The 16,540-nt window shown below is 73.4% G+C and carries 14 protein-coding genes; 4 read left to right on the top strand and 10 right to left on the bottom strand.

The window, feature by feature from the left end:
• Nucleotides 1–51 precede the first annotated feature (51 nt).
• Entirely contained in the window at nucleotides 52–1,053 is a 1,002-nt protein-coding gene (locus ACIQ6R_RS22970; protein WP_404170932.1) for a DUF2510 domain-containing protein, read from the bottom strand.
• Between the two features lie 258 nt (nucleotides 1,054–1,311).
• On the opposite strand from ACIQ6R_RS22970, the gene ACIQ6R_RS22965 reads away from it, so the two are divergent.
• Nucleotides 1,312–3,987 (top strand): ATP-binding protein, encoded by a 2,676-nt coding sequence (locus ACIQ6R_RS22965; RefSeq protein ID WP_404223080.1) that lies wholly within the window; start codon nucleotides 1,312–1,314, stop codon nucleotides 3,985–3,987.
• A gap of 2 nt (nucleotides 3,988–3,989) precedes the next feature.
• Here ACIQ6R_RS22965 and pcaD read toward each other — a convergent pair whose 3' ends face one another.
• From pcaD to ACIQ6R_RS22930, 7 genes are read right to left on the bottom strand one after another with little or no spacing between them, the layout of a single operon-like run.
• Nucleotides 3,990–5,123, bottom strand: a complete 1,134-nt coding sequence (pcaD, locus tag ACIQ6R_RS22960) for a 3-oxoadipate enol-lactonase (RefSeq protein ID WP_404223424.1) — start codon at nucleotides 5,121–5,123, stop codon at nucleotides 3,990–3,992.
• Nucleotides 5,124–5,125: 2 nt separating this feature from the next.
• Nucleotides 5,126–6,454, bottom strand: coding sequence for a 3-carboxy-cis,cis-muconate cycloisomerase (gene pcaB / locus ACIQ6R_RS22955; RefSeq protein ID WP_404223079.1), 1,329 nt, complete (start codon nucleotides 6,452–6,454; stop codon nucleotides 5,126–5,128).
• Nucleotides 6,451–7,056, bottom strand: a complete 606-nt coding sequence (gene pcaG, locus ACIQ6R_RS22950; RefSeq protein WP_404223078.1) for a protocatechuate 3,4-dioxygenase subunit alpha — start codon at nucleotides 7,054–7,056, stop codon at nucleotides 6,451–6,453. The genes pcaB and pcaG overlap by 4 nt, the downstream gene beginning before the upstream one ends.
• A 5-nt stretch (nucleotides 7,057–7,061) precedes the next feature.
• Entirely contained in the window at nucleotides 7,062–7,835 is a 774-nt protein-coding gene (pcaH, locus tag ACIQ6R_RS22945) for a protocatechuate 3,4-dioxygenase subunit beta (protein ID WP_404170917.1), read from the bottom strand.
• Between the two features lie 22 nt (nucleotides 7,836–7,857).
• The gene (locus ACIQ6R_RS22940) at nucleotides 7,858–9,060 is read right to left on the bottom strand and encodes a thiolase family protein (protein WP_404223076.1); all 1,203 of its coding nucleotides are present in this window, start codon (nucleotides 9,058–9,060) and stop codon (nucleotides 7,858–7,860) included.
• Nucleotides 9,057–9,701 carry a CoA transferase subunit B gene (locus ACIQ6R_RS22935; RefSeq protein WP_404223074.1) on the bottom strand — a complete coding sequence of 215 codons (645 nt, stop codon included), beginning with the start codon at nucleotides 9,699–9,701 and terminating at the stop codon, nucleotides 9,057–9,059. The genes ACIQ6R_RS22940 and ACIQ6R_RS22935 overlap by 4 nt, the downstream gene beginning before the upstream one ends.
• Nucleotides 9,701–10,456 carry a CoA transferase subunit A gene (locus ACIQ6R_RS22930; protein WP_404223073.1) on the bottom strand — a complete coding sequence of 252 codons (756 nt, stop codon included), beginning with the start codon at nucleotides 10,454–10,456 and terminating at the stop codon, nucleotides 9,701–9,703. Before ACIQ6R_RS22930 ends, ACIQ6R_RS22935 begins: the two co-directional genes overlap by 1 nt.
• Before the next feature lie 193 nt (nucleotides 10,457–10,649).
• Between ACIQ6R_RS22930 and ACIQ6R_RS22925 the strand changes: the two genes are divergently transcribed.
• Nucleotides 10,650–11,114 carry a MarR family winged helix-turn-helix transcriptional regulator gene (locus tag ACIQ6R_RS22925; protein WP_404170905.1) on the top strand — a complete coding sequence of 155 codons (465 nt, stop codon included), beginning with the start codon at nucleotides 10,650–10,652 and terminating at the stop codon, nucleotides 11,112–11,114.
• On the opposite strand, the gene ACIQ6R_RS22920 is transcribed toward ACIQ6R_RS22925, so the two are convergent.
• Complete coding sequence (locus ACIQ6R_RS22920; protein ID WP_404223072.1) at nucleotides 11,115–12,122, bottom strand: DUF3048 domain-containing protein; 1,008 nt, start codon at nucleotides 12,120–12,122, stop codon at nucleotides 11,115–11,117. It abuts the gene before it with no gap.
• A gap of 211 nt (nucleotides 12,123–12,333) precedes the next feature.
• Here ACIQ6R_RS22920 and ACIQ6R_RS22915 point away from each other — a divergent pair, with 211 nt between their 5' ends.
• Nucleotides 12,334–13,524 carry a zinc-dependent alcohol dehydrogenase gene (locus tag ACIQ6R_RS22915; RefSeq protein WP_404170899.1) on the top strand — a complete coding sequence of 397 codons (1,191 nt, stop codon included), beginning with the start codon at nucleotides 12,334–12,336 and terminating at the stop codon, nucleotides 13,522–13,524.
• 15 nt (nucleotides 13,525–13,539) lie between these two features.
• Here ACIQ6R_RS22915 and ACIQ6R_RS22910 read toward each other — a convergent pair whose 3' ends face one another.
• Nucleotides 13,540–14,607, bottom strand: a complete 1,068-nt coding sequence (locus ACIQ6R_RS22910) for an ATP-dependent DNA ligase (RefSeq protein ID WP_404223071.1) — start codon at nucleotides 14,605–14,607, stop codon at nucleotides 13,540–13,542.
• 190 nt (nucleotides 14,608–14,797) lie between these two features.
• Between ACIQ6R_RS22910 and ACIQ6R_RS22905 the strand changes: the two genes are divergently transcribed.
• Nucleotides 14,798–16,525, top strand: a complete 1,728-nt coding sequence (locus ACIQ6R_RS22905) for a TlrC/CarA/OleB/SrmB family ABC-F type ribosomal protection protein (protein WP_404223070.1) — start codon at nucleotides 14,798–14,800, stop codon at nucleotides 16,523–16,525.
• Nucleotides 16,526–16,540: the final 15 nt, after the last annotated feature.

Here is a 16,540-nt window from a genome sequence, read left to right as displayed (position 1 = left end):
GCCTTCTGAGCGGAAGGGCGCCCCACCCGGCCGACTGCTGTCCGGGGCCCGTCAGACGTCCTGTCCGGTGCCGCCCCCGCCGCTGGAGTCGACCTCGATGCCCTTGGTTATCTCGTCGATCACCGCCTGCTTCTCCCCGACGTCGACGCCGAAGCGGACGACGACGATGCGCTCGGGATCGGCGGGGGAGGGGAAGGCGAGCGACTCGACGTAGCCGTCGGCGCCCTTGCTGGTGACCGCCTTCCAGCGGACCAGATAGCCCTTCTGCCCGGCGACCGTGACCGCCTTGGACGCCAGTTCCTCGTGCGAGGTGATCGAGCCGTAGGACTCGCCGCCGTAGGACTCCTCGGCGTTCGCCTCGATGTCGGCCTTGGCGACCTCCTCCGCGGTGCCCCCCTTGGTGCCCAGCACCATCGCGGGAGCCGAGTAGGCGCCACCCTTGGTGCAGGTCTTGGAGGTGTCGCCGGGGCACTTGTAGCTGTCGTCCGACGTCACCGTCGCGCCGACCTGCAACTGCTGCCCGGACCAGCCGTCCGGAATGGGCAGGCTGATCCCGCTGACCGGGTCCGTCACCGAACCGCTGTCTATCGTGGGCGGTTCGGACCCGTCCGGGGAGTCGGGCGAGGGCGACTCCCCGCCCTCGCCGCCGCCCGAGTCGCCGAAGGGGTCGTCCCGGCCGCCGGGGCCGCGCCGGTCCTGCTGCGAGGAGCCCGCGCTGCTGCCGCCCGAACCGTCGTCGGCCAGCACGTACACGCCCACCCCGATGCCGGCCAGCACGGCCACGGCGACCGCGACGGCTATGCCGGTACGCAGCCTGCGCCGCCGCGCGGACGGCGCCTGCACGGGAAGTCCCGGATAGCCCGGGTGTACGGGATACGGCCCGGTCGCGGGGTCGTGCGCCGGCGGCTGCGCAGGAGGCCCCCACGCGGCGGCCGAACCCGTGGGGCGGACCTGGTCCGTCCACGCCTTGCCGTCCCACCAGCGCTCGGTGGCGGGACCGTCATTCTTCTGTCCGGGGTCCGGGTACCACCCGGGAGGAGTCTCCTGCGTCATGTGCCCACCGTAAGAGGCGTCGGTGAAAGCGGGATGAGAGGCCCGGCTCGCGGACACCGGCACCGCCCCGCCGCCGCTCACGACGGGTTGACGGTCGCCGTACGGTGCCTTGGCTGATGACGGGGCGGGTGCGTCGTCCGCGCTTTACCGCATGTCACCCATCACGGCAACTGCTGCCCCGACACCCCGGCACTTGCGCGATCGGACGGTTAGGCTCAGGGTCTGTACGTCATTCGGGCGACTCGGGGAGGTAGCGGGATGACGGAGGTAGGGCGAACGGCCGCCGCCTCGGCCGCCCTTTGGGAGCGCGACGAGGAAGTCGCCACCATCACGCGGGCGGTCGACACCCTGTGCGCGGACCGCTCGTCCCCCGGCACCCTGCTGGAGGCCAGGGGCGAGGCCGGACTGGGCAAGACCGCACTGCTCGCCGAGACCCGCCGCCTCGCCGAGGCCCGGGGCTGCACCGTCTGGTCCGCGCGCGGCGGCGAGACACTCAGGTCCGTCCCCTTCAACGTCGTACGCCAACTGCTCCAGCCCGCACTCGTGTCCATGCTCCCGGAGGAGGCGCGCGAGTACCTCGGCGACTGGTACGACATCGCGGGCCCCGCCCTCGGCATAGCGGACCCGGGCGAGCGGCAGGCCGACCCGCAGGGCGTGTGCGACGGCCTGGTCGCCGCCGTACGCCGGCTGGCCCGCCGGGAGTGGCCGCTGGTGCTGCTGATCGACGACGCCCACTGGGCCGACCAGGAGACCCTGCGCTGGCTGGCCGCGCTCGCCGAACGGCTCGACGAGACCTCCGTGCTGATCGTGATCGCCCGCCGCCCCGGTGACGTCAGCGGCGACAGCGCCCGCCACCTGGACGCGGCCTCCGCCGTGGGCCGGCCCCTCGCCCCGCTGAACGCCCTCACCCCCGAAGCGACGGCCGGCCTCACCCGCGACACGCTGGGCGGCCACGCCGATGCCGCGTTCTGCCGAGAGGTGTGGGCCGTGACCGGCGGCAACCCGTACGAGACCGTCGAACTCCTCGCCAAGGTCCAGGACAGCGAACTGGAACCGGTCGAGTCGCAGGCCGCCGAACTGCGTGACCTGAACCGCTCGGCCCGCGGCGGCGGCCTCGTCGCCCGCCTGGAGCAACTCGGCGTCGACTCCACCCGATTCGCCTGGGCCGCCGCCATTCTCGGCGGCGACATCACCGTCGACATGGTGGCCCGGCTCGCCACCCTCGACCGCGGCGACGCCGCCCGCTGCGCCGAGTTGCTGTGCAGCGCCCGCATCCTCTCCGCGCCCGACCCCGCCGGGCAGCCCACCGCCGACGACCTGGAGTTCGTCCACCCGCTGATCGCCACCGCCGTCTACAACTCCATCCCCGACGCGCTGCGCACGGCGATGCACGGCATAGCGGCCCAGCTGGTCGCCGACTCCGGACTCGGTGCCGCGGCCGCCTCCCGCCATCTGCTCCAGGTGTATCCCGACGACGACCAGGAAGTCGTCGAGCAGCTGCGCGAAGCGGCCCGCGAGCACCTCGCCGTCGGTGCCCCCGACGCGGCCCGCCGCTGCCTCGAACGCGCGCTCCAGGAACCGCCGTTGCCCGACACCCATGCGCGCGTGCTCTACGAACTGGGCTGTGCCACGCTGCTCACCGCGCCCGCCACGACCATCGGCCACCTGCGCACCGCCCTCGCCATGCCCGGCCTGGGCGACGAGCAGCGCGTCAACGCCGTCTTCAGGCTCTCCGAGGCCCTGCTCCACAACGACCAGCTGGAGGAGGCCGTCCGCACCGTCCGGGCGGAGGCCGCCCGGAATCCGGACCCGTCCGTGCGGCTCCGGCTGCAGGCCGTCCAGTACATGTGGGAGGGCATCCACCCCGGCGAGACGTCCTCGCCCGGCCGGTCCGAGCGCCTCGCCGAACTCGCCGGCACCTGCACCGGCCGCGACAACGCGGAACGCGCCCTGCTCATCCTGCGCGGCTTCGACGCCATGACGCGTGGCGAGAACGCCGAAGAGGTCGTCGAGCTCTGCGACCGGGCCCTCGTCAACGGCCGCCTCGCCTCCGGGCTCGGGTGGACCGACACCGAGTGGGGCCTCGAACTGCCTATGATGCTGGCCAACTCCTACGCCTACACCGACCGGCTCGACCGCGCCGAGGCACTGTTCACCGAGGCCCTGAGCACCTATGAGACCGCCGGCTGGAGTGGTGGTCACCTCGCTCTCGCACACGCCTACGTCGGTCTGGGCCACCGCAGGCGGGGCCGGCTGAGGGAGGCCGAGAAGTCCCTGCGCGAATCGCTGCGCCTCGCCGAGCGGGTCGGCCGCGGCCTGCCGCTGTACTGGTCCGCGACCTGCAACCTGATCGACACGCTGCTCGCCCGCGGCCACGTCGAGGAGGCCCGGTCGGTCGCCGACCGCTACGGCTTCGACCCGCCGTACCCGTCCACGATCGTGCTGCCCGACCCGCGCCCCGTACGGGCCCGGCTGCTGATCGCGACCGGCCGCACCAAGGAGGGCGTCAACGAGCTGGAGACAGCCGAGAAGGCGGCGGCCGCACGCGGCAGGCACAACCCGGTGGTGCATCCCTGGGCGACCGAGCTGGCGCGGGCCCTCGCCACGGAGGACCCGGGCCGCGCCGCCCGCCTCGTCACCGACGCCCGCCGGCACGCCGAGCGCTTCGGCACGGACACCGCGATAGGAGAGGCCCTGCGGTGCGCCGCCGCGCTGGAGACCGGGCAGCGCGCGGTCCGGCTCGCCGCGCAGGCCGTCGCCTATCTGGAGGCCTCACCCTGCCAGTACGAGCACGCCGCCGCCCGCGTGGAGTACGGCATCGCGGCCCGCTCGGAGGCCGAACTGAACCGTGGCCTCGCGCTGGCGGACTCGTGCGGTGCGGACGGACTGGTGGCGCGGGCCCGCGACGCACTGGCCGCGGGACAGGTGGGCTGAGGTCAGCGGGCGGTGCCGTCCTCCTCCACGCCGCCGTCCTCCTCGGCCAGCACCCGCTGGGCCGCCGCGAACGCCGAGTTCGCCGCCGGCACCCCGCAGTACACCGCCGTCTGCAGCAGCACCGCGCCGATCTCGTCCGGCGTCAGCCCGTTGCGCCGCGCCGCTCGTACATGCATGGCCAGCTCCTCGTAGTGGCCGTGCGCGACCAGCGCCGTCATCGTGACCATGCTGCGCTCGCGGCGCGAGAGGGTCTCGTCCGTCCAGATCTCGCCCCAGGCGTAGCGCGAGATGAAGTCCTGGAAGCGGGCGGTGAACGGGGTCTGCCGCTCCTGCGCCCGGTCCACGTGCGCGTCCCCGAGCACCTCGCGCCGCACGGCCATGCCCCGCGCGGCGCCGCCGTCGAAGTGTGCCCGCAGCGCGGTCAGCACCGCCCCGGGCCGCTGCGCCGGCGCCAGATGCGAGGCCCCCGGCAGCTCGGTCAGCGTCGCGCCCGGCACCGCGTCGGCGATCTCCCGCAGATGCGCGGGCGGGGTCGCCGGGTCCTCGCGGCCCGCGATCAGCAGCGTCGGCGCGGTGATCTCGCCGAGCCGGTCCCGCAGGTCGAACGCGGCCAGCGCGTCGCAGCAGGCCGCGTACGCGGCCGGATCGGCGTCCCGGTGGTCCTGGACCAGCCTCGGCACGGTGAACCCGGGCGTGAACCACCGGCCGTCCGCCCCGTCCGCGAGCTTCGCCAGCCCTTCCGCACGCACCGCCGCCGCCCGCTCCTCCCACGCCTTCGCACCGTTGAAGTGCGCCGACGAGCAGACGACGGCCAGCGACGACACCCGCTCCGGATGGTGCACGGCCAGATGCAGACCCACCGCGCCGCCCAGCGACACCCCGGCGTAGGCGAACCGTTCCGCCCCGAGCGAGTCGGCGAGCGCGAGCACCAGGCCGGCGAGGTCACCGACGGTGGCGCCCGGCCCGATCAGCTGCGCCGCCGAACCTCCGTGCCCCGGCAGGTCCCAGCGGACCACCCGGTGCCCGATGGACAGCTCGGGCGCCACCTTGTCCCACAGCGCGTACGAGGTGCCCAGCGAGGGACCCAGCAGCAGCGGGGGAGCGGAGGCGGGGCCTTCGGTCAGGTGGTTGAGCATGGTCAACGTCGCTCCAGAGCACGGTCGGTCAGGATTCCGGCGGAGCCGGTGCAACGGGCGGGGTCGGACAGGGCGCCGAGGGCGAGCCCGGACAACTCGGGTACCTCGGCGAGCAGTTCCGCCAGATCGCGGCCCTCGGCGTACGTCCGCTGGGCAAGTTCGGTGAGCAGTTCCTTGGCCCGGGCCCGCCCGAGCACCGGCGCCAGTTCGGCGGAGAGCCGCTCGGACACGATCAGCCCGTGCGTGAGGCCGAGGTGCGCACGCATCACGTCCGGACGCACGCGCAGCCCCTCGGTCAGTTCGGCGGCGTCGCGGGCGGCGCCGCCGGTCAGCCGCAGCAGGTCCCGCAGCGGTTCCCACTCGGCGTGCCAGGCCCCGGCCGGCCGCTCGTCCTCCGCGACCAGCGAGCCGTACAGCGTGGCCGCGAGCTGCGGCGCGCGCCGGGCGGCCGACGCGATGAGGGTGGACCGTACGGGATTGGCCTTGTGCGGCATCGCCGACGAGCCGCCACCGCTGCCCTCGGCGACCTCGCCCAGCTCGGTGCGGGACAGCGTCAGCACGTCCGCGGCGATCTTCCCGAGCGCCCCGGCCGCGAAGGCGAGGCATCCGGCCAGGTCGGCGACCGGGGTGCGCAGCGTGTGCCAGGGCAACGCGGGCGCCCGCAGGCCGAGTTCACGGGCGTAGACCGCCGGCAGTTCGGCGGGGTCGGTCGCGCCGTACGCCTCGAAGGCGGCCAAGGTGCCCGCCGCGCCGCCGAGTTGCGCGGGCAGCGTGTCGCGTACGGTGACGATCCGGTCCCGCGCGTCGAGGACCAGCGTGCGCCAGCCGGCCGCCTTCAGCCCGAAGGTCGTCGGCACGGCGTGCTGGGTGAGCGTCCGGCCCGGCATCGCCGTGTCCCGGTGCTCGGCGGCCAGCCGGGCCAGCGCCCCTTCGGTGCGGGCGAGGTCGGGGAGCAGCAGGTCCAGGGTGCGGGCGGCGACCAGCATCGTCGCCGTGTCCAGGATGTCCTGGCTGGTCGCGCCCCGGTGGACGTACGGCCCGTACTCCTCGCCGACCGCCTTCGTCAGGTCGGCCACCAGCGGGATGACCGGGTTCCCGCCACCGCGGGCGCGCTCGGCCAGGGAGCGCACGTCGAAACGGGCGGGGTCGGCCGCGTCGGTCACCGCGCTCGCCGCCTCGGCGGGGGCGAGCCCCAGCCCGGCCTGGGCCCGGGTCAGGGCCGCCTCCGCGTCGAGCAGCGCCCGCAGCCAGGCGCGGTCGTCGGTCGCGTCGGCGGCCGGTGAGCCCGCCCACCCGGGGGCGAGCAGGCCCGTTTCGGCAGCTGATGTCACTGGAACTCCAGGAAGACCGTCTCGCCTTCGCCCTGAAGACGGATGTCGAAACGGTACGTCCCGTTGCCCTCGTCCGCGGCGATCAGCGTGTCGCGGCGCTCCGCGTCCACCCGGGACAGCAGCGGGTCCGCGGCGAGCAGCGCCCCGTCGTCCGGCAGGTAGATCCGGGTGAACAGGTGCACGAGCAGCCCGCGCGCGAACACGCACACGCTGACGTGCGGCGCACCGCCTCCGCGCGCCCCGGGCCGCAGCGTCCGCGCGTACCAGTGGCCGTTCGCGTCGGTCTGGAGGCGGCCGAAGCCGGTGAACTCCACGCCGTTGCGCCCGAGGAAGCCGCCGGACGCCGGGTCGCGCCGCATCGAGCCGTCGGTGGTCGGCAGCTTGCCGTCCGGGTCCGGCCCCCAGACCTCCAGGAGCGCGTCCGGCAGCGGGTTGCCCTCGCCGTCGTACACGTACCCGTGCACGGTGATCGTGTCCGGGTGCCCGGCGGGCGCGATGTCCTCGCCGCCGCGGAAGGGCAGCGCGTACCCGTAGAACGGGCCGACCGTGTGCGAAGGCGTGGGCAGCACGGTCTCCGGGCTGCTGGTGTCGATCTTCGTCATGGCGGTCAGCGCCCTTCTTCGATCCAGGTGGCGTTCGGGCCGTCGAGCACGATGTCCCAGTGGTAGCCGAGGGAGAACTCGGGCACGGAGAGGCTGTGGTCGTACGTCGCGATCAGCCGCTGCCGGGCGGCGTCGTCCGTCACGGACTGCAGGATCGGGTCGTACGGGAAGAGCGGGTCGTTCGGGAAGTACATCTGCGTCACGAGCCGCTGCGTGAAGGCCGAGCCGAACACCGAGAAGTGGATGTGGGCCGGGCGCCAGGCGTTGACGTGGTTGCGCCACGGGTAGGGGCCCGGCTGGACGGTGGTGAAGCGGTAGAAGCCGTCGTCGTCGGAGAGGGTGCGGCCCACGCCGGTGAAGTTCGGGTCCAGCGGCGCGTCGTGCTGCTCTCGCTGGTGGGCGTACCGTCCGGCCGAGTTCGCCTGCCAGACCTCCACGAGCTGGCCCCGTACGGGCTTCCCGTTCCGGTCGAGGAGGCGGCCGGAGACGGTGATCCGCTCGCCGACCGGCTCCCCGGTGTGCTGCCGGGTCAGGTCGTTGTCGACGACCGTGATGTCCCGCTCCCCGAAGGCGGGGGAGGACAGCTCCACCAGCTCCGGGTCCTTGGTGACGTCGATGGCGATCGGCGGCTGCTTCGGGTGCCGCAGCACCGAGGAGCGGTACGGCGCGTAGTCGCGGCGCGGGTGGTGCTCGACGGGCCCGCCGTCGGCGACCCGCTTCTCGTACGCGGCGTGCTCGGCCGCGATCTCCGCGTCGATGTCGTGCTGAGTGAGAGTCATGGGGTTCCCGTGGGTGACGTGACTAGCGGTCGAGGACCAGGGCGAGACCCTGGCCGACGCCGATGCAGAGGGTGGCGACGCCGGTCCCGCCGCCCTTGCGGGCGAGCTGGTGGGCGACGGTGCCGGCGAGGCGGGCACCGGAGGCGCCCAGGGGATGGCCCAGCGCGATGGCTCCGCCCTGGGGGTTGAGGATCGCGGGGTCGAAGTCGGGCCACTCGGCGACACAGCCCAGCACCTGGGCGGCGAACGCCTCGTTGAGTTCGAGGACGTCCAGGTCGGCGAAGGACCGGCCGGCCTTGGCGAGGGCGCGATGCACGGCTTCGACGGGGGCGAGGCCGAAGTAGTGCGGGTCGGTCGCCGAGACGCCGGTGGCGGAGATCCGGGCGAGCGGTTCGCGGCCGGTGGCCTTCAGGCCCTCCTCGTCCACGAGGAGCAGGGCCGCGGCGCCGTCGTTGAGCGGCGAGGCGTTCCCGGCGGTGACCGTGCCGCCGGTGGTGCGGAAGGACGGCTTGAGTTTCGCCATCGCGTCCGGGGACGCGGTCGGGCGTACGCACTCGTCGGCGGCGAAGTCGACCGGGTCGCCCTTGCGCCGCGGCACCGGGACGGGCGCGAGTTCGCCGTCGAACAGGCCGTCGGTCTGGGCGCGGGCGGCCTTGCGGTGGGAGGCGAGGGCGTACTCGTCCTGCCGCTCGCGGGTGATCTTGTGCTTGTCGGCGATGAGTTCGGCCGACTCGCCGAGGGGGACGGTCCACTGCGGGTCCATCCTCGGGTTGACCATGCGCCAGCCCAGGGTGGTCGAGTACAGCTCGGTGTGCCCGGCCGGGAAGGGCCGGTCCGACTTGGGCAGCACGTACGGCGCCCGGGTCATCGACTCCACTCCGCCCGCGAGGGTGATCGACGCGTCGCCGACGGCGATGGCCCGCGCGGCCTGGATCACCGCTTCGAGGCCGGAGGCGCACAGCCTGTTCACGGTCACGCCGGGGACGCCGGTGGGCAGGCCGGCCAGGAGGGCGGCCATGCGGGCGACGTTGCGGTTCTCCTCGCCGGCGCCGTTGGCGTTGCCGAAGTACACGTCCTCGACCCGGGCCGGATCCAGGCCGGGCGTGCGGGCGAGGAGTTCGCGGATCGCGTGGGCGGCCAGGTCGTCGGGGCGGACGCCCGCGAGGGAGCCGTTGTACTTGCCGAACGGGGTGCGGACCGCGTCGACGATGTAGACGTCCTTCACTTGAGTCCCTCCGCGACGACGAGCTCGGCATCGGTCCTGGCGGTGATCTCGTCGACGCTCACTCCGGGCGCGGTTTCCACCAGGACCAGACCGTCGTCGGTGACGTCGAGGACGCCGAGGTCGGTGATGACCCGGTTCACGCACCCCTTGCCCGTGAGCGGCAGCGCGCACTCCTGGAGGATCTTGGGTGAGCCGTCCTTGGCGGTGTGGGTCATCACCACGATGACGGTGCGGGCACCGTGGACGAGGTCCATCGCCCCGCCGATCCCGGTGATCATCTTGCCCGGGATCGCCCAGTTGGCCAGGTCACCGGTGGCGGAGACCTGCATGGCCCCCAGCACGGCGACGTCGATGTGCCCGCCCCGGATCATGCCGAAGGACAGCGCCGAGTCGAAGAAGGAGGCGCCCGGCAGGACCGTCACGGTCTCCTTGCCGGCGTTGATCAGATCGGGGTCCACCTCTGCCTCGGTCGGATACCGGCCGGTGCCCAGGATGCCGTTCTCGGACTCCAGCGTCACCTCCACGCCCTCCGGGAGGTAGTTCGGGATCAGCGTCGGCAGGCCGATGCCGAGGTTGACGTACTGGCCGTCCCGCAGTTCCCGGGCCGCCCGTGCGGCCATCTCTTCACGTGTCCAGGCCATCAGGAACTCACCGTCCGCCGCTCGATCCTCTTGTCCGCCGCCTGCTCCGCCGTCAGCGCGACGACGCGCTGCACGAAGATCCCCGGCAGGTGCACCGCGTCCGGATCGATCTCGCCGGGCTCGACCAGCCGCTCGACCTCGGCGACGGTCACCCGTCCGGCCATCGCCGCGAGGGGATTGAAGTTCCGCGACGACTTCGCGAACACCAGGTTCCCGTGCCGGTCCCCCTTCGCCGCCCGCACGAGCGCGAAGTCGGTACGGATACCGCGCTCCAGCACGTACGGCGCGCCGTCGAACTCGCGGACCTCCTTCGGCGGCGAGGTCAGCGCGACCCCGCCGGAACCGTCGTAGCGCCACGGCAGCCCTCCGTCGGCGACCTGCGTGCCCACCCCGGCCGGGGTGTAGAAGGCGGGAATCCCGGCCCCGCCGGCCCGCAGCCGCTCGGCCAGCGTGCCCTGCGGGATCATCTCCACCTCCAGCTCCCCGCCCAGGTACTGCCGGGCGAACTCCTTGTTCGCCCCGATGTAGGACCCGGTCACCCGGGCGATCCGTCCCGCGGCCAGCAGGACCGCCAGCCCGGAGTCCATCGCCCCGCAGTTGTTGGAGACCACCGACAGCCCGCCGGTCCCGCGCTCGTACAGCGCCTGGATCAGCACGTTCGGCACACCGCTGAGGCCGAAGCCGCCCACGGCGAGCGAGGCGCCGTCCGGTATGTCGGCCACCGCCTCGGCGGCCGTGGCCACCACCTTGTCCATCCGAGAAGCCCCATCTCTGCTAATTAATCAGCGCACTGAGTATTTCAGCGAGGTTTCCCACACGCTGCCACCGGACGGCCGAAGCGTCAAGACCCGCAAAAGCAGGAGGCAGATCGCCTGGCATGGCTACGGACAGCCACAGTGTGTCCGATGTATCGTCAGTGCACCAACGAAGTGACCCACGGGAGCGCACATGGCCGCGGTCGACCTGACCACCCACCCCGGACACCTGGCCCGGCGGCTGCAGCAGGCGCACTACCTGCTGTGGAACACGATGGTCTCGGAGGAGACCACCTCACCGCAGTTCGCGGTCCTCAACGCGCTGGTCGCCGAGCCGGGCCTGGACCAGCGCACGGTCGGGGAGCGGGTGGGGCTGGACCGGTCCACCATCGCCGAGGTGATCAGCCGGCTCGGCCGTCGCGGGCTGCTGGACAAGGTCCGCGACCCGCAGGACGGCCGTCGTTTCCTCCTGCGCGCGACCGACGAGGGCCTGCGCGTCCACCGCAGGCTGACCGTGCGGACGGCCCGGATGAACCAGGTCTTCCTGGCCCCGCTCTCCGCCGACGAGCAGGCCGTCTTCTTCGATCTGATCCGCCGGGTCGCGGACGCCGCCGAAGGGCTCCGCAACCCGGCCGAGCCCGCGGCGGCCCCGAGCTGATCAGGGCGCCTTCGCCGGGTCGGCCTCGGTGGTGTTCGTCGCGTCGGCGAACACCACCCACACCTGGCCCTCGGCGAAGTTCAGCGCCGTGCCGTCCTCGGTGGTGAACGACGTGCCGTCCGCCGCCGTGCCGCGCTTCCAGTCCGCGTCGTACGAGCGCCCGTCGCGCAGCACCTCGGCCTCGCCCGAGCCCACCGACTCCACGTACGGCGAGTTGCTGCCGCGGAAGTCGCGGAAGTCCGACTCGCGCACGTTCACGTGCTGCACGACGACCGTCGCCGGTGCCAGGCGTCCGCCGTCGGCCGTCCGGGCGGGGGCGCCGTCCATGGAGACCAGCCAACGGCCGGCGCTCTCGGACCAGGTGAAGCCGAAGGACGCCGACGGGTAGCGCACCGTGCGCGAGGACACCGACCGGCCGCCCTCGGGCGCCTCGCCGTAGTGGAAGCCCGTGGCCAGGGCGTCGGCGCCCGCGGGTTCCGGCAGCAGCCGGCCGGACCGCAGGTAGAGGTTGTGCGGGGCGGGCCGCCCGTCGTCACGGACGTAGGCGTCGGACCCCTCGCCCGGCGGCTCCGCACGCAGGGGCGCCTTGTCGATGAGCGGCAGCAGCTTGCTGTGCGCGCCGGAGAAGGCCAGCGTCGGCCGGTCGAACTGGCGCAGCAGCTCCAGGTCGGACTCGCGGGCGCTGCGCACCGGACCCACCTTCTCGGGCAACTCGGTCGCGTAGACGGCCATCAGGCGGCTCAGCCCGGCCTCCACCGGTTCCGCGTAGACGACGTCCGCGGCGCCCAGGCCCGTCTGCGGCCGGGCCGCTCGCACGTTGTCGACCTTCACGGCGAGCACCGAGCCGGAGTCGCCCGTACTGTGCGACCGCTCCGGCCGCGGCGCCCGCCCGTCCGCCTCCCCGCGGGATCCCGTGCCGGACCCCGCGGTGCAGCCCGCGGCCAGCGAGACCGCCACCGCCGCGGTCAGCAGTGCGGCGCCGCGCCGCCTGTGCGTCCCTCGTCGCATTCCGATCACCTGTCCGCCCGTTCCGTGTCAATGATTGTGCGCTTCTTGAAGCATTTATTGCCATACCTGACCGAATCTGGTTCGGCACACGGAAAGCGGCGCAGAATCCGCTGTTCGGCCGAAACCGGGCGGCGGTTCGGTGGACGGAGCCCCGGGTACCCGGCCGCCACGCAAGACCGACGGGTACGGGCGACGGAGGGAGCGCGAGGCGATGAAGGCAGTGACGTGGCAGGGCAAGCGGGACGTGCGGGTGGACGAGGTGCCCGACCCGAGGATCCAGGAACCGACGGACGCGGTCATCCGCGTCACGTCCTCCGGGCTGTGCGGTTCCGACCTGCACCTCTACGAGGTGCTCACGCCGTTCATGACGCCGGGCGACATCCTCGGCCACGAACCCATGGGCATCGTGGAGGAGGTCGGCCCCGAGGTGACCGGTCTCAAGCCCGGCGACCGGGTCGTGGTGCCGTTCCAGATCGCGTGCGGGCACTGCTTCATGTGCGGCACCGGACTGCCGACCCAGTGCGAGACCACCCAGGTCACCGGCGAGGGCATGGGCGCCCCGCTGTTCGGTTACACCCGCCTGTACGGCGCCGTCCCCGGCGGACAGGCCGAGTACCTGCGCGTGCCGCAGGCCCAGTACGGCCCGATCAAGGTGCCCGAGGGGCCGGCCGACGACCGCTTCGTCTACCTCTCCGACGTCCTGCCCACCGCCTGGCAGGCGGTCGCCTACGCCGGCGTCCCCCAGGGCGGCAGCGTCGCCGTGCTCGGTCTCGGCCCGATCGGCGACATGGCCTGCCGCGTCGCGCAGGTCAAGGGTGCCGGCCGGGTGTTCGGCGTGGACCTCGTGCCGGAGCGGCTGCGGCGGGCCCGCGAGCGGGGCGTGGAGACGTACGACCTGCGCTCCTTCGACAGCGAGAAGGAACTCGTCGCCGCCATCCAGGACGAGACCGGCGGCCGGGGCCCGGACGCCGTGATCGACGCGGTCGGTACCGAGGCACATGGCGGCGCCGCCGCCAAGCTGGTGCAACAGGCCGCCGCGGTGATGCCCCGGGCCATCGGCGGAAAGCTGGCGGAGCGCTTCAGCGTCGACCGGCTCGCCGCCCTCTACACCGCCATCGACCTGGTGCGCCGCGGCGGCACGATCTCGCTGTCCGGCGTCTACGGCGGCATGGCCGACCCGATGCCGATGCTCACCCTGTTCGACAAGCAGATCCAGCTGCGGATGGGACAGGCGAACGTACGCCGCTGGAGCGACGAGATCATCCCCTACCTGACCGACGAGGACCCGCTCGGCGTCGACGACTTCGCCACCCACCGGGTGCCGCTCACCGACGCGCCGCACGCGTACGAGATGTTCCAGAAGAAGCAGGAGGGCGCGGTCAAGGTCCTGATGAAGCCGTAAGACCCCGGGGCGACCTCAGGGGCCCCCGAGGATCTCCGCCAGGTCGTACCGGACCGGCTCCTCCAGCTGGGCGTACGTGCAGCTCTCGGGTGTCCGGTCCGGGCGCCAGCGGCGGAAGCGGGCCGTGTGCCTGAAGCGCGCCCCGTTCTCCATGTGGTCGTACGCCACCTCCACGACCCGCTCCGGCCTGAGCGGCACCCAGGACAGGTCCTTCTTGCCCGACCAGCGGCTGGGGGCTCCGGGCAGCCGGGCCGACTCGTGCGCCGACTCCTCGGCCCAGGCGGCCCACGGATGGCCCCGGGCGTCGTCCATGCGCAACGGCTCCAGCTCCTCCACCAGCTCGGCGCGCCGCTTCATCGTGAAGGCCGCGCTCACCCCCACGTGCTGGAGGACGCCCCGGTCGTCGAAGAGGCCGAGCAGGAGCGAGCCGACCACGGGGCCGCTCTTGTGGAGGCGGTAGCCGGCGACGACCACGTCCGCCGTGCGCTCGTGCTTGATCTTGTACATGGCCCGCTCGTCCTGGCGGTACCGCAGGTCGAGCGGCTTGGCGACGACACCGTCCAGTCCCGCACCCTCGTACTGCTCGAACCACCGCCGGGCCACCTCGATGTCGTCCGTGGCCGGTGCCACGTGCACGGGCGGCGTCACCCCGGACAGCGTCCGGACCAGCAGTGCCCGCCGGTCGGCCAGGGACGCGTCGAGCAGGGACTCGTCGTCCAGCGCCAGCAGGTCGAAGGCCACCAGTGAGGCCGGCGTCCTCTCGGCCAGCATCCGCACCCGGGAGTCCGCCGGGTGGATCCGCTCGGTGAGCGCGTCGAAGTCGAGGTGTCCCTCCCGGGCGATCACGATCTCCCCGTCCACCACGCACCGCTCGGGCAACCGTTCGCGCACCGCCTCCGCCAGCTCCGGGAAGTACCTGGTCAGCGGCTTGCCGGTACGGCTGCCGAGTTCGACCTCGGCGCCGTCGCGGAACACGATCGACCGGAACCCGTCCCACTTGGCCTCGTAGTGCATGCCCGGCGGGATCGTCGCCACGGACTTGGCGAGCATCGGCTTCACGGGCGGCATCACGGGCAGATCCATGGTCCGACTGTATGAGCGGCCCGGATTCCTCGCCTGTTAGCCTTGATGCGTGATCAGGTTCTACTACTTCTACATCTGATACCGCCCCGGGAGACCGGGCGCCGATGCCGCCGCGTGCAAGCGGCGTGATTCCGGCCGCCCCGCTCCGTATCGGCCACCTGTTCACGTCTTCCGATAGGGCGGATCACCCATGCACCGGCGTACTTCTGACGCCCCCACCTGCCCCACCGTCCCTGCCACGTCCGCGCCCGGCTCGGGCTCGGGCTCGTTCCAGGTCGTCCTGGACGACGTCGTCCGCGCGCCCGGAGGCCGGCCGCTGCTGGACGGCGTGCACCAGTCGGTGTCCCTCGGCGAACGCATCGGCGTCATCGGCGAGAACGGCACCGGGAAGTCGACCCTGCTGCGACTGCTGGCCGGCCTCGACCGGCCCGACGCGGGCCGGATCCGCGTCCACTCCCCGGGCGGCGCCGGATACCTGCCGCAGACCCCCGACCTCCCCCCGGACGGTACCGTCCAGGACGCCGTCGACCACGCCCTCGCCGACCTGCGCGCCCTGGAACGAGAACTGCGCCGGGCCGAGCAGGCGCTGACGGACGCCGGCCCCGACGAGCTCGACGGGCCGCTCACCACGTACGGGGAGCTGCTGGAGGCGTTCGAGGCCCGGGACGGCTACGCGGCCGACGCCCGGGTCGAGGCGGCCATGCACGGACTGGGCCTGCGGCGCATCACGCCCGACCGGCGGCTCGGCAGCCTCTCCGGCGGCGAGCAGGCCCGCCTGGGCCTGGCCTGCCTGCTGGCGGCGGCACCGCAACTGCTGCTGCTCGATGAGCCGACCAACCACCTCGACGTCCCGGCCGTGGAGTGGCTGGAGGAGCATCTGCGCGCCCACCGGGGCAGCGTGCTGGCGGTCTCCCACGACCGCCTCTTCCTGGAACGCGTCGCCACCGCCCTGTGGGAGGTGGACGGCGAGCGCCGCACCGTGCACCGGCACGGCGGCGGCTACGCGGGGTACCTCCGGGCCAAGGCGGGCGCCCGGCGTCGCTGGGAACAGGAGTACGCCGACTGGCGGCGGGAGCTGGCGGAGCAGCACGCCTTGGCCCGCCGCGCCGCCGACACCATGGCCGCCGGACCCCGGCGCGCCTCCAACGCCGACCGCGAGGGCCAGCGCCACCAGCGCAGCGTGGAGAAGCAGATCTCCGCACGCGTCCGGCAGGCGAGGGAGCGGGTACGGCGCCTGGAGGAGAACCCGGTGCCGCGGCCCCCGGAACCCCTGCGCTTCGGTGCCCGGGTCGCGGGTGGCGAGACCGGCCGCCAGGCGCCGGTCGCCGAGCTCCACCGTGTCGTCGTCGGCGACCGGCTCGACCTGCCCGGCTTCACCGTCGAACCCGGCGAGCGCGTCCTGGTCACCGGGGCGAACGGCGCCGGCAAGAGCACGCTGCTGCGGGTCCTCGCCGGCGACCTGCACCCCGACCGGGGCACGTGCACGCGGCCGGACCGCATCGGCTGGCTGCCCCAGGAGACCGTGATCACCGGCCCGCGGCGGACCCTGCTGCACGCGTACGCGGCCGGGCTGCCCGGTCCCCCCGAGGAGCACCGTGGCGCACTGCTCGGCCTCGGCCTGTTCCGCGTCCCCGACCTGACGACGCCGGTCGGTGACCTGTCCCCCGGGCAGCTGCGCCGGCTGGCGCTGGCCCGGCTGCTGCGCGACCCGGTGGACCTGCTGCTCCTCGACGAGCCCACCAACCACCTCTCACCGGCGCTCGTGGAGGACTTCGAGGAAGCCCTGCACCACTACCGGGGCGCGCTGGTGATGGTCTCCCACGACCGCATGGTCGCCCGGCGCTTCACCGGCCGCCTGGTCCGGATGAGCGACGGGAGCCTGACCGGACAGGAGCGGCGGCTCGGCACGGCGGCATGAGACCGGCCGAGTGCC

The organism is Streptomyces sp. NPDC096048 (assembly GCF_044763415.1).
Lineage (GTDB): Bacteria > Actinomycetota > Actinomycetes > Streptomycetales > Streptomycetaceae > Streptomyces.
The sequence above is the reverse complement of the archived record's forward strand: the minus strand, read 5'-3'. Positions and strand labels throughout refer to the sequence as shown.

What these genes read in the sequence shown, in the direction of transcription:
- ACIQ6R_RS22970 (WP_404170932.1), bottom strand. Translation starts at nt 1,053, where the DNA reads ATGACGCAGGAGACTCCTCCCGGGTGGTACCCGGACCCCGGACAGAAG.
- ACIQ6R_RS22965 (WP_404223080.1), top strand. Translation starts at nt 1,312, where the DNA reads ATGACGGAGGTAGGGCGAACGGCCGCCGCCTCGGCCGCCCTTTGGGAG.
- pcaD (WP_404223424.1), bottom strand. Translation starts at nt 5,123, where the DNA reads ATGCTCAACCACCTGACCGAAGGCCCCGCCTCCGCTCCCCCGCTGCTG.
- pcaG (WP_404223078.1), bottom strand. Translation starts at nt 7,056, where the DNA reads ATGACGAAGATCGACACCAGCAGCCCGGAGACCGTGCTGCCCACGCCT.
- pcaH (WP_404170917.1), bottom strand. Translation starts at nt 7,835, where the DNA reads ATGACTCTCACTCAGCACGACATCGACGCGGAGATCGCGGCCGAGCAC.
- ACIQ6R_RS22935 (WP_404223074.1), bottom strand. Translation starts at nt 9,701, where the DNA reads ATGGCCTGGACACGTGAAGAGATGGCCGCACGGGCGGCCCGGGAACTG.
- ACIQ6R_RS22930 (WP_404223073.1), bottom strand. Translation starts at nt 10,456, where the DNA reads ATGGACAAGGTGGTGGCCACGGCCGCCGAGGCGGTGGCCGACATACCG.
- ACIQ6R_RS22925 (WP_404170905.1), top strand. Translation starts at nt 10,650, where the DNA reads ATGGCCGCGGTCGACCTGACCACCCACCCCGGACACCTGGCCCGGCGG.
- ACIQ6R_RS22920 (WP_404223072.1), bottom strand. Translation starts at nt 12,122, where the DNA reads ATGCGACGAGGGACGCACAGGCGGCGCGGCGCCGCACTGCTGACCGCG.
- ACIQ6R_RS22915 (WP_404170899.1), top strand. Translation starts at nt 12,334, where the DNA reads ATGAAGGCAGTGACGTGGCAGGGCAAGCGGGACGTGCGGGTGGACGAG.
- ACIQ6R_RS22910 (WP_404223071.1), bottom strand. Translation starts at nt 14,607, where the DNA reads ATGGATCTGCCCGTGATGCCGCCCGTGAAGCCGATGCTCGCCAAGTCC.
- ACIQ6R_RS22905 (WP_404223070.1), top strand. Translation starts at nt 14,798, where the DNA reads ATGCACCGGCGTACTTCTGACGCCCCCACCTGCCCCACCGTCCCTGCC.